We start from the raw sequence: 13,829 nt of genomic DNA on the forward strand, positions 1-13,829 counted from the left end.
ACGCTGCCGGTAACACCGAACGGCAAGCTGGACCGCAAGGCCCTGCCGCAACCGGATGCCAGTTTGCTGCAAGGCGAATACATCGAACCCCAGACCGAAATGGAGCAGCAGGTCGCGGCTATCTGGGCCGATGTACTGAAGCTGGAGAAGGTCGGCCTCACTGACAACTTCTTCGCGCTGGGTGGCCATTCCCTGTTGGCGACTTCGGTGATCGTGCGCATTCAGGAGCAAGCCGGTGTTTCTGCCGAGCTGAAAGAGCTCTTCGAGTTCCCTGTCCTGGCTGACTTCAGCCGCCAGCTTGAAGCCAAGGCGCCCGTCATCGACGCTACCCAGGACCAGTTGGCCAAGTCCCTGGCGTTGCTCGACAGCTTGAGCACGGAAGAGCTCGATGAGCTGGTTTCCTAGCTTTTTGACTTAGCAGGGACCGTGTGGGGCCGGCCAACCGGCGCCCACACGGTAAGCGGCGCGAATTTCCATCTAAATCCTTGCCAGTGCTCAATCGTCTACCTACGGAGGAAATTGAAGAGCTGATTTCTTAGGAGATTCCCTGTGCAAGAGCTGCTCGATACGGTCGTATCGTTGTCCACCCAAAAACGTAAGGCGTTGGCAGCCTTGCTCAAGAAACAAGGCGTCAACCTGTATGGGGTCACGCCGATCTTCCCGAGGGATCCAGAAGAGCCGGTACTGCTGTCCTATGCCCAGCAGCGGCTGTGGATACTGTCACAACTGGGGGAGGTGAGTACCGCGTACAACCTCTCGTCCGTCTTGCGCTTCAAAGGGCAGTTGGACACTGCTGCCCTGCAGCGCAGCTTCGAGGCGTTGATCGCCCGTCACGAGACATTGCGCACCACCTTCCGCCTGGAAGGCGAGCAGGCCATACAAGTGGTCCATGCGCACACCCCCTTCGAATTGATGTTCGAACAGCTGGAGCAGGCCGATGACGCCAGCGTGCGTCGTCACGTCGAGCGCGAAGCCCATCTGCCCTTCGACCTGCAAACGGGCCCGCTGTTGCGGGTGAAGTTACTGGGGCTGATGCCGGGCGAGCAGGTACTGGTGCTGACCCTGCACCACATCGTATCTGACGGCTGGTCGATGCCGCTGATGATCAATGAACTGGTGCAGCTCTACCAAGGCTACAGCCAAGGGCAGGCGGTGGACCTGCCTGTGCTGCCGGTGCAGTATGCCGACTACGCCATCTGGCAGCGAAACTGGATGGAGGCCGGCGAGCAGGCGCGACAGCTCGCCTACTGGACCGAACAACTGGGTGACGAACAGCCCGTGCTGGCGCTGCCCACCGACCGGCCGCGGCCCACGACCAGCAGCTACCACGGCGCCCGCGTTACTGTGGCGATCGACAGCACGCTGGCTGGCGCGCTGAAGCAGTTGGCCCAGCAACAGGGCGCCACGCCCTTCATGGTGTTGTTGGCCAGCTTCCAGGCATTGCTGCACCGCTACAGCGGGCAGTGCGATATCCGTGTCGGTGTGCCCGTCGCCAACCGTAATCGGGTCGAGACCGAGCGGCTGATCGGCTTCTTCGTCAACACTCAAGTGCTGCGCGCAGAATTCGACCTGCAGATGACCTTTACTGCGCTGCTGCAACAGGTCAAGCAACGTGTGCTGGGTGCTCAGGCGCACCAGGACCTGCCGTTCGAGCAACTGGTAGAGGCCCTGCAGACCGAGCGCAACCTCAGTCACAGCCCTTTGTTCCAGGTGATGTACAACCACCAGACCCAGGCCAAGGGCGAGCGCCGCCGTCTGCAGGGGCTGGAGATGGAAGAATTGGCCTGGGACAGCCACACGGCCAAGTTCGACCTGACCCTGGACACCTTCGAGCATGAGCAAGGCATCAGTGCTGCGCTGACCTATGCCACTGACCTGTTCGAGGCTAAGACTATCGAACACATGGCCCGGCACTGGCTGAACCTGCTGCAGGGGATTGTTCACGAACCACAGCAGCGCGTTGTCGATCTGCCTCTGCTGGCAGAACAAGAGCAGGCCCGAATCATTCAGGACTGGAACCGCAACCCGGCGAAATTCCCCAGCGAGCACACGCTTCATCAGTTGATCGAAGCCCAGGTCGCGTTGTCGCCGGATTCACCCGCCTTGAGTTTTGCCGGCCAGACACTGAGCTACGGCGAATTGAACCGCCGCGCCAACCGCTTGGCGCACAAACTGTGCGAACTGGGTGTCGGGCCCGACGTACTGGTGGGGCTTGCCGTGGAGCGCAGCCTGGACATGGTCGTCGGCCTGCTCGGCATCCTCAAGGCGGGCGGCGCTTATGTGCCGCTGGACCCGGAATACCCCCAGGATCGCCTTGCCTACCTGTTCGAGGACAGTGGCATCGGCTTGTTGGTGACCCAAAGCCACGTGCGCGATGCCTTGCCGATTACGCCAGGCATGCAGACCGTGAACCTGGACGATAGGGCGCTGGCCGACTACAGCGAGGCAAACCTTGATCACGTGGTATCACCGCAGAACCTGGCGTATGTGATCTACACCTCGGGTTCCACGGGCAAACCCAAGGGTGCGCTGCTGGCGCACCAAAACGTGGTGCGCTTGTTCGCGGCGACCCAGGACTGGTTCCGGTTCGATGCCAGCGACGTATGGACGGTGTTCCACTCCTACGCGTTCGACTTTTCCGTGTGGGAGCTGTACGGCGCGCTGCTGTATGGCGGCAAGGCGGTCATTGTGCCGAGGGATGTGGCGCGTTCACCGCAGGATTTCCATGCGTTGTTGGTCAGCGAGCAGGTCACAGTCCTGAACCAGACGCCCTCGGCGTTTCAGCAACTGATCCCGCTGGCCTGCAACGCAGCGCAGGCTGGCAACCTGCTGGCACTGCGGCATGTGGTGTTTGGCGGTGAGGCGTTGGATGTGAGCAGCCTCAAGCCCTGGTTCGACGTTTTCGGTGACCACCAGCCGCGCCTGATCAACATGTATGGCATCACCGAGACCACGGTGCATGTGACCTATCGGCCAATCCGCCGGGATGACCTCAAACAGGTTGGCAGCAGCCCGATTGGCGAGGTGATTCCTGACCTGAGCTGGTACCTGCTGGACGGCGCCTTGAACACGATCGTGCCCGGTAGCCAGGGTGAGCTGATGATTGGCCAGGAGGGCCTGGCACGTGGCTATCACGGTCGCCCGGCGTTGACTGCAGAGCGTTTCGTACCGAACCCATTCGATAGCCACGGTGGCCGCCTGTACCGCTCGGGAGACTTGGCCCGCTATGGCGGTGATGGCGTGATCGAGTACCTGGGGCGCATCGATCACCAGGTGAAGATTCGTGGTTTCCGTATCGAGTTGGGTGAGATCGAAGCACGCCTTCAGGAGCAGGGCGCAGTGCGCCAGGGGGTGGTGGTTGCCCAGGATGGCCAGCATGGCAAACAGTTGGTGGGGTATGTGGTACCTGTCGACAGCGCGGTCCTGGACAGCCTCGAAGGCCAGGTTGTGCTGCGGGCTTCCCTGCGCGAAGCGCTCAAGGCAAGCCTGCCGGAATACATGGTGCCGACTCAGGTGCTGTTCCTCGCCAGCTTGCCGCTGACCGGCAACGGCAAGCTGGACCGCAAGGCGCTGCCGCAACCGGACGCCAGCCTGCTGCAGGGCCAGTTCACGGCGCCACAAAGTGCATTGGAGCAACGGATCGCAGTGGTCTGGGCCGATGTGCTGAAGCTGGACAAGGTGGGCCTTTACGACAACTTCTTTGAACTGGGTGGCCACTCCTTGCTGGCGACCCAGGTGATGGCTCGCCTGCAGGTTGAGCTGGGCATCAACTTGCCGCTCGCCTTGCTGTTCCAGGCCCAAAACCTGCAGGCATACGCAGCCATGATCAGTGGCTTGAATTCCAATACCGATGCAGACCTGGATGACCTCCAGGACTTCATGAGCGAGCTTGAGGCAGTTTGAGATGCAAACGGACAACAGAAACTTGGAACTGGTAAAACGCTTCATTGGCCTGCCCCTGCCGCAGCGCAAGCTCTTTCTTGAAAAGCTCGCATCGAAGGGCATGAGCCTTGCGCAGTTACCGATTCCGCAGAGCCGTGGCGGTGTCGACCCGATACCGCTTTCCTTTGCTCAGCAAAGGCAATGGTTCCTTTGGCAGCTGGAGCCGCAAAGTTCTGCCTATAACATTCCTGCTGCCTTGAAGTTCACCGGTGCACTGGACATCAGCGCTTTGCAGCGCAGTTTCGAGTCGTTGATCGCCCGCCACGAAACGCTGCGTACCACCTTCCGGCTGGAGGGTGAACAGGCGGTACAGGTCCTTCATCCGCACATGCCGTTCGCGCTGGTCGTGGAGCCTGTCGAGGCCTCCGCGACTTCTGTTCGAGCCTGCCTTGAAGCTGAGGCCCAGCTGCCCTTCGACCTGGAACATGGGCCACTGATGCGGGCCAGGCTGTTGCAGTTGGGGGCGCAAGAGCACGTGCTCACACTGACGTTGCACCACATCGTGGCTGACGGGTGGTCCTTGCCGGTGATGGTGCAAGACCTGGTCAAGCTTTATGAAGGGTTCAGCCAAGGCCGCGACGTGCAGTTGCCGGCGTTGCCGATCCAGTACGCCGACTACGCCATTTGGCAGCGGGCCTGGATGCAGGCAGGTGAACAGGACCGGCAACTTACCTACTGGAAAGCACAGTTGGGTGATGAGCAACCGGTGCTGGAGTTGCCGACTGATCGTCCTCGCCCGGCGGTCCACAGCCAACAGGGCGCACGGTTGGAAATCCCTTTGGACGGGGAACTGGTCGGTTCGCTCAAGCAATTGGCGCAGCAGCAGGGCGTGACACCGTTCATGCTGCTGCTCGCCAGCTTTCAAACGCTGCTGCACCGCTACTCAGGGCAGGCGGATATCCGCGTGGGCGTTCCGATCGCAAACCGCAACCGTGCCGAGACGGAGCGCCTGGCGGGCTTCTTCGTCAATACCCAGGTGCTGCGTGCCGAGTTCGACCTGAGCATCACCTTTACCGAGCTGCTGGAGCAAGTCAGGCAGCGTGCTTTGGGCGCGCAGGCGCATCAGGATTTGCCTTTCGAACAACTGGTCGAAGCTTTGCAGCCGGAGCGCAGCCTCAGCCACAGCCCGTTGTTCCAGGTGATGTACAACCACCAGACCGAGACCAAAAAAAGCGAAGGGCGCAACCTGCCTGGCCTGCTGATGGAGGAGTTGGCGGCTGAGAGCCATGTGGCCAAGTTCGACCTGGCACTGGACACGTTCGAGCACGAAGCGGGTATCAGCGCGGCGTTGACGTATGCGACCGATCTGTTCGACGCGGCCACCATTAAGCGCATGGCAGGGCACTGGCTCAACTTGCTCGTCAGCATCGCAGGGCAGCCGCACCAGCCTGTTGCGGGCTTGTCGATGCTGAGCCCGCAAGAGCAGCAACGCGTCATCAGCGACTGGAACAGCACGCAAGCGGATTACCCTGCCGATAAAGCTATGCACCAATTGTTCGAAGCTCAGGTGCGTGTGTCACCCGACGCCCCGGCCTTGTTGTTTGGCGAACAGGTGTTGAGTTATGCAACGCTGAACGAACGGGCCAACCAGTTGGCGCACAGGCTTCGTGAGCAGGGGGTAGGCCCGGATGTGCTGGTGGGCATCGCTATGGAGCGCAGCCCTGAAATGGTGGTTGGCCTACTGGCGATACTCAAGGCGGGTGGCGCCTATGTGCCGCTCGATCCTGAATACCCGCAGGACCGTATCGAGTACATGCTTGAGGACAGCCAGTCGGTCTTGCTGTTGTCCCAGTCGCACCTGCTTGCGCGCATGCCTGAGGAGTTCCATGCCAGGACCTTGTTGCTGGATCAGTTGTCGTTGCAGGCATACCCGGTAACCGATCCGGTCTGCCTGACCGAACCGGGCAATTTGGCCTACAGCATCTATACCTCTGGGTCCACAGGCAAACCCAAGGGTGTTCTGATCGAGCACCGCAACGTAACGGCGCTGATTGGTTGGGCACTGACGGTTTACAGCCAAGAGGACCTGTGCGGTGTGCTGGCCTCGACCTCGATCTGTTTCGACCTGTCGGTGTGGGAGCTGTTCGTCACGCTGTCGGCCGGAGGCTACGCGGTGCTTGCTGCCAACGCGCTGGAGCTGCCACACCTGGCGGCCAAAGACCGCGTACGCCTCGTCAACACCGTACCTTCGGCAATCAAGATGCTGCTTGAGACCGATGCCCTGCCGGCAACCGTTCGCACCATCAACCTTGCCGGGGAAGCGCTGAAGCAGTCGCTGGTCGACGATTTGTACGCGACCGGGCATGTGCAACAGGTTTATGACCTGTACGGCCCTTCCGAGGACACGACCTACTCCACCTTTACCCTGCGTTGCGCCAATGGCAAAGCCAACATTGGCCGGCCGATCGCCAACAGTGCGGTTTATCTGCTGAGTGAAGCGGTAATGCCGGTACCGGTAGGTGTTAACGGCGAGCTGTACATGGCCGGTGCGGGGTTGGCACGGGGTTATCTCGGCCGCCCAGGCCTGACAGCCGAACGCTTCATTCCCGACCCGTTCGATGAGCAGGGCGGCGGCAGGATGTACCGTACCGGCGACCTCGCCCGCTACCAGGAAGACGGGTTGATCGAGTATGCCGGTCGCATCGATCACCAGGTGAAGATTCGTGGCTTCCGTATCGAACTGGGTGAGATCGAGGCGCGGCTGCAGGCCCAGGAGGCCGTCCGCGAAGCGGTCCTGTTGGCTCAGGATGGCCCAAGTGGCAAGCAATTGGTGGGCTATGTGGTACCGGCCGATGATGCCGTGATGCACACACTCGAGCAGCAGTCAGCGCTGCGTGATGCGTTGCGTGGCCAGCTCAAGCAAAGCCTGCCGGAGTACATGGTCCCGGCGCAGCTTGTGTTCCTCAAAGCGTTGCCGCTGACGCCCAATGGCAAGCTGGATCGCAAGGCGCTTCCGCAGCCCGATATCAGCGTGTTCCAAGCCCAGTACCTTGAGCCTCGTACCGAACTGGAACGCAGTATTGCTGCGGTCTGGGCGGGTGTGCTGAAACTGGAAAAGGTCGGGCTGACCGATAACTTCTTCGAGTTGGGTGGCGACTCGATCATTTCCTTGCAGGTGGTCAGCCGTGCGCGCCAGGCAGGCATCCAGTTCACGCCCAAGCAATTGTTCCAATTCCAGACCGTACAAGGCTTGGCATCGGTTGCGCGGTGTGCCGATAACGTTGTCATCGACCAAGGCGCAGTCACCGGCACCTCGCCGCTGACACCTGTTCAGCACTGGTTCTTCGATCAGGCGATGCCCCAGCCTGAGCACTGGAACCAGTCGGTACTGCTGGCACCCAGCGTAAGCATCGACCCGCAGCATCTGAGTGCCGCACTGCAACACGTGCTGCAGCACCACGACGCGCTGCGCCTGGGTTTTGATCAGGCAGGCGGACGTTGGCAAGGCACGTTCAACGATGTCGATACCCAGGACGTGCTGTGGCATCGCTCGTTCAGCGACATGGACGCGCTTTTGCGCGCGGCCAGTGATGCGCAGCGCAGTTTCACGCTCGGTGGCCCCTTGATGCGGGTATTGCTGGGCACGTTGCCTGATGGTGACCAACGGCTGCTGTTGGTGGTCCATCACCTGGTCGTTGACGGTGTGTCATGGCGCGTACTGCTTGAGGATCTGCAGCAGGCCTATCTGTCAGTCTCGGCCGGCCAGCCTGTCGAATTGCCTGCCAAGACCAGCGCCTACAAGGCTTGGGCCGAACGGCTGCAGGCGTACGGCAAAAGCGCCGATCTGGCTCAGGAGCTGAGCTACTGGCACGCACAGTTGCAGCATGCTGACGACGATTTGCCCCGTGATCATCTGCAAGGCGGTAACCAGGTCAGGCACGCCGCCTACGCAAGCACCCATCTGGATGCACAGTGGACGCGCAAGCTTTTGCATGAAGCGCCCATGGCCTACCGCACCCAGATCAATGACCTGCTGCTCGCAGCGCTGGCGCGTGTGGTGGCCCGTTGGACCGGGCGGACTAACGTACTGGTGCGCCTGGAAGGGCATGGCCGTGAGGACGTGTTCGACGACCTGGACCTGACGCGCACCGTGGGTTGGTTCACCAGCATCTATCCGGTGACCTTGACCGCTCAGGCGCAACTCGACAGCTCGATCAAGGTCATCAAGGAGCAACTGCGGGCAGTCCCCAACAAGGGTATTGGATACGGGCTGCTGCGCTATCTTGGCAGCGATGACAGCCGGCAGGTGCTGGAGAGCCTGCCGCAGGGTGAAATTGTCTTCAACTACCTGGGGCAATTCGACGGCAGTTTCCAGGAGCAAGACAGCGTCTTCACGCCAGCCAAGGAGGATGGCGGGGCCAATCAAAGCGAAGAGGCACCCTTGGGCAGCCTGTTGGCACTGAACGGGCAGGTTTATGCGGGCGAGCTGAAAATGGGGTGGACCTTCAGCCGGGAACTGTTCGACGCGTCGACCATTCAGCGCTTGGCTGATGAGTATGCCCAGGAACTGAAGGCGCTGATCACCCATTGCTGCCAGGCGGCCAATCGCGGGGTCACGCCTTCGGATTTCCCGCTGGCCCGCTTGAGCCAGGCCGAACTGGACAGCCTGCCGGTACCCGCCGCCGAGATCGCCGATATCTACCCGCTGGCACCCATGCAGCAGGGCATGTTGTTCCATACGCTGTACGAGCAGTCGGCCGGCAACTACATCAACCAGCTCCGTGTAGACGTGGACGGGTTGGACGTGGAGCGCTTCAAGCATGCCTGGCAGGGCGCGCTGGGGGCGTACGATATTTTGCGAACCGGTTTCGTCTGGCAGGGAGACCTGGACCACGCGGTGCAGATCGTACGCAAGCACGTCGAGCTGCCGTTCACTGAACAGGATTGGCGCAATCAGCCAACGGCAGATCAAGCGTTGGACGCGTTGGCCGAGCGTGAGCGACAACGCGGCTTCGTGCTGGATGCAGCCCCCTTGTTGCGTCTGGTGTTGGTGCGTACCGGTGAGCAACGTCATCATCTGATCTGCACGCATCATCACATCCTGATGGATGGCTGGAGTACGTCGCGTCTGTTGGGGGAAGTGCTGCAGCGCTATGCCGGTCAGGCACTGCCGACCCAGAGCGCGCATTACCGCGAATACATCGCGTGGTTGCAGCGCCAGGATGCGGTTGCCGCTGAAACCTTCTGGAAGGAGCAATTGACGGCGCTGGAACAACCGACGCGTCTGGTGCATGCCATACGCATGGCGCCGGGTGAGCAGGCTTCGGGTCACGCAGCCTTCCACCAGGTTTTCGACCGCGAGCAGACCGCACGTGTCGAAGCGTTCGCCCGAGCTAACCGCGTCACGGTCAATACGCTGATGCAATCTGCGTGGATGCTGCTTCTGCACCGCTATACGGGGCAATCGACCGTGTGCTTCGGCGCTACGATAGCAGGGCGACCGGCTGACCTGCCCGGTGTGGAGGAACAGATCGGCTTGTTCATCAACACCTTGCCTGTGATCGGTTCCCCTCGCGTGGAGCAGACGGTGGCTGAGTGGATCAACCAGGTGCAAGCGAGCAACCTTGCCCTGCGTGAGTTCGAGCACACGCCGTTGTACGAGGTGCAGCGCTGGGCTGGCCTGGGCGGTGAGGCACTGTTCGACAACCTCTTGGTGTTCGAGAGCTATCCGGTATCCGAAGCCCTCCAGCAAGGCGCGCCGGCCGGCTTGCAGTTTGGGGAGGTGGCAAACCGGGAGCAGACCAACTACCCCCTCAGCGTGGCAATCGGGCTCGGCAATGTGCTGTCCGTCCGCTACACCCATGATCGAACGCTGTGGAGTACGCAAGCGATCCAAGGGGTCGCCAGCCACTTCGCCAATCTGCTCGAGGCGCTCGTCGACAATGCCACCACGGCACTGGGCGACCTGCCTCTGCTGGATCCGCAAGCAGCTCGCCTGATGGTCTCGGACTGGAACTGCCAAGCCGCCGTCAGCACCGATGAGCGGAGTGTCAGCCAGTTGATCGAAGCGCAGGTAGCACAGACGCCTGATGCCGTGGCAGTGCTTTTCGAGGGGCAGTCGTTGAGCTATGCCGAGCTGAACCTCAGGGCTAACCAACTGGCAGGCCGGTTGCGTGAGCTGGGTGTAGGCCCTGATGTGCTGGTCGGTATCGCCATGGCGCGCAGCCTGGAGATGGTGGTGGGGTTGCTGGCTGTGCTCAAGGCGGGCGGCGCCTATGTGCCGCTGGACCCGGACTACCCCCAGGACCGCTTGGCCTACATGCTCGAGGACAGTGATGTTCAGCTGGTGCTGACGCAGGCATCATCGGTTGCGCACGTACCGGTGCCAGCACGGATGCACTGCGTTGTCGTCGACCGACACGATGAATTTGCAGGTTACCCAGGCGAGAACCTGACGCAAACCAGCGTCGCGCAGAACCTGGCCTACGTCATTTACACCTCTGGCTCGACCGGCAAACCGAAAGGTGCAGGCGTTGATCAGCAAGCACTCTGTGGTCGCCTGCTCTGGATGCAGAACGCCTATGGCCTCAACGAGCACGATGTGGTCCTGCAAAAAACATCGTTCAGCTTTGACGTGTCCGTGTGGGAGCTGCTCTGGCCATTGACCTGTGGTGCCAAGGTGCTGCTGGCACGGCAGGGTGATCAGCGTGACCCGGCGCTTCTGATCGACCTGATTCGTGCCCACGGCGTCACGACGCTGCACTTCATTCCGTCCATGCTCAAAAGTTTCCTCGACGCGGAGCACGTTGCCCACTGCCATAGCCTGAAGCGTTTGTTCTCTGGTGGCGAGGCCATCACCCATGACCTGCTCAACAGGGCCCTGGAGTGCTTGCCGCACGTGGCAATCTACAACCGTTACGGCCCGGTCGAGGCGACGATCAATGCGACTCACAGTGAGCGTTTGAGCGTTCGGCAGGGCGACGTCGAGATCGGCAAGGCGCTGCCTGATACGCGGATCCATATCCTCGACTCGGGCCTCAATCCGGTGCCGGTTGGCGTCTGTGGAGAGCTGTACATCGGTGGTAAAGCCCTGGCACGCGGTTATCACCGCAAGGCCCAGCTCTCGGCAGAACGGTTCATCCCCGATCCGTTTGGAGCCCCGGAGGGTGAGCGCCTGTACCGCACCGGTGACCTGGCGCGCTACCGCATCGATGGGGTCGTCGAGTACGTCGGGCGTATTGACCATCAGGTGAAAATTCGCGGTTTCCGTATCGAACTCGGTGAAATCGAAGCGCGCCTGCAGGCGTTACCAGGTGTGCGTCAAGCCGTGGTATTGGCTCAGCCAGGGCCGCAGGGACACCAGTTGGTGGGTTATGTGGTGCCGACCGAGCCATCGGTGATGCAAGGCGGCTCTGATACTCAGTCGACGCTGCGTGATGCCCTGCGGGTCGAACTCAAGGCCGCACTGCCTGAATACATGGTGCCTGCACACTTGCTGTTCCTGGATCAGCTGCCGCTGTCGCCGAATGGCAAGCTGGACCGCAAAGCCCTGCCACACGCGGATGCCAGCCTGTTACAGCAGGCCTACCTCGAACCGCAAACGGACCTGCAGCGTACGATTGCAGTGATCTGGGCGGACGTATTGAAACTGGACAAGGTGGGGCTGGCCGACAACTTCTTCGAGTTGGGCGGCGACTCGATCATTTCCTTGCAAGTGGTCAGCCGGGCACGTCAGGCCGGCATTCAATTCACGCCCAAGGAGTTGTTCGAGCACCAGACGGTACAGGGGCTGGCATCGGTTGCCCGGTTGTCGGCAGGCTTGAGCATCGACCAAGGCCTGGTCGTGGGCGACATGCAGCTGACCCCGATCCAGCGTCGCTTCTTCGATGCGGATATCCCCGAGCGCCATCACTGGAACCAGTCGTTGCTGCTCACGCCGAATACCGCACTGGAAGCGGATCGACTGAATGCGGCGTTGCACGCGTTGCTTGCGCATCACGATGCGCTGCGTTTGCAGTTCGCACCGTCAGGTGGCAATTGGTCGGCCAGCTTCGGCACAGCAGCGCCGTCAACGTTGTTGTGGACCCGTACGCTGCGCGACGACGAAGCGCTGCGCGGGCTTGTCGACGAGGCGCAACGCAGCCTCGACCTGGAACAAGGGCCGTTAATGCGTGCGGTGCTCGCGTTGCTGCCTGATGGTAGCCAGCGGTTGCTGCTGGTGATCCACCACCTGGTCGTGGACGGTGTTTCATGGCGGGTATTGCTGGAAGACTTGCAACAGGCCTATGCCTCGTTGGGCTCCGGCCAAGCGCCGAGCTTGCCGGCCAAGACCAGTTCGTTCCAGGCCTGGGCCCAACGCTTGCAGGCCTATGCCAGCAGCGTCGAGCTGGCGCATGAGGTCAGCTATTGGCAAGGTAGCCTGCAAACGGCACGAGGCGCGTCGTTGCCTGTGGACCATCCGGGTGGCGAAAACCTGGTCAGGCATGCCGCCTCGGTGACGACCCGCTTGGATAAAACCTGCACCCGTCAGCTCTTGCAGGATGCGCCAGCGGCCTATCGCACGCAGATCAACGACTTGTTGCTGACCGCGCTGGCGCGGGTGCTTAGCCGCTGGATAGGGCAGCCGGACGTAGTAGTTCGTTTGGAAGGGCATGGACGGGAGGATGTGTTCGATGACCTCGATCTGACCCGCACCGTTGGATGGTTCACCAGTGTTTATCCGGTGAAATTGACCCCGAGCGCTGGCATGGCTGATTCGGTCAAAGCGATCAAAGAGCAACTGCGCGCGGTGCCTGAAAAAGGCATGGGTTATGGTGTGCTGCGCTTCCTGGGGAGTGACGAACAGCGTCAGGCACTGGCGCAGTTGCCACAGGGTGAGATTGTCTTCAACTACTTGGGCCAGTTCGACGGCAGCTTCGGCGATGAGGCAGGCCTGTTCGTTCCCGCTAAAGAGTACAGCGGTGATACCCATGACCAAGCCGCGCCACTGAGCAATCTGCTGGCAATCAACGGTCAGGTGTATGCCGGTGAGCTCAAACTTGGCTGGACCTTCAGCAGTGCGTTGTTCGATGCGTCGACGGTGCAACGCCTGGCCGACGAGTACGCTGAAGAGCTCAAGGCGTTGATTGCCCATTGCTGCGTACCCGGGCATCGCGGGTTCACCCCGTCGGACTTCCCGCTGGCACGTTTGAGCCAGGTACAGCTGGACCACCTGCCCGTGGCGGCGGCTTCGATCGCCGATGTCTATCCATTGTCGCCGATGCAGCAGGGCATGCTGTTCCACACGCTCTACGACCAACAGGCCGGCAACTACATCAACCAGTTGCGCGTCGATGTCGAGGGGCTGGATGTACTGCGCTTCAAGCAGGCCTGGCAGGCGGCGTTGGATGCGCACGACATTCTGCGCACCGGGTTTGTCTGGGAAGGGGACCTGGACCAGGCGATGCAGGTGGTCCGAAAGCAGGTGACGCTGCCGTTCAGCGAGCACGACTGGCGTGGAGCACCAGCGCTCGAAGCGGCGCTGCAAGCATTGGCCGAAGACGAGCGTCAGCGTGGTTTTGCGCTTGATGAGCCGGCGCTACTGCGCCTGGTGCTGGTCCGTATCGACGATGACCGTTACCACCTGATCTATACCAACCACCATATTTTGATGGATGGCTGGAGCACGTCGCGCCTGCTGGGCGAAGTCCTGCAGCGTTATGCTGGCCCGACGACCGGGTTCCAGGCCACGCACTATCGGGATTACATCGCCTGGCTGCAACGTCAGGATACGGCAGTTGCCCAAGCCTTCTGGCAAGCCCAGTTGGCCGCGCTCGACGAGCCGACGCGCCTGGCCCAGGCCATTGCCGGTTGCGCAGGCGATGCCGGCAGCGGCTACGGTGATCATCGCCTGGCCCTCGATGCCGAGCAGACCGCCCGCATCGAAGCCTTCGCCCGGGCTAACCGCG

At 61.4% G+C, this 13,829-nt stretch carries 3 protein-coding genes; all 3 read left to right on the top strand.

Annotation, left to right across the window (positions count from 1 at the left end; genetic code table 11):
* Positions 1-405, top strand: a 405-nt coding sequence (locus HU750_RS26680; protein ID WP_238348955.1) for a phosphopantetheine-binding protein, incomplete at its 5' end; no start/stop codon positions are given.
* 144 nt (positions 406-549) lie between these two features.
* Positions 550-3,903 carry a non-ribosomal peptide synthetase gene (locus HU750_RS26685; RefSeq protein ID WP_186683343.1) on the top strand — a complete coding sequence of 1,118 codons (3,354 nt, stop codon included), beginning with the start codon at positions 550-552 and terminating at the stop codon, positions 3,901-3,903.
* A gap of 22 nt (positions 3,904-3,925) precedes the next feature.
* Positions 3,926-13,829: non-ribosomal peptide synthetase (locus HU750_RS26690; protein WP_186683345.1), on the top strand; the 9,904-nt coding region annotated here is incomplete at its 3' end.

Origin of the sequence: Pseudomonas sp. SWRI50 (assembly GCF_014269095.1) — a bacterium.
In the GTDB taxonomy this organism is placed as follows: domain Bacteria; phylum Pseudomonadota; class Gammaproteobacteria; order Pseudomonadales; family Pseudomonadaceae; genus Aquipseudomonas; species Aquipseudomonas kermanshahensis.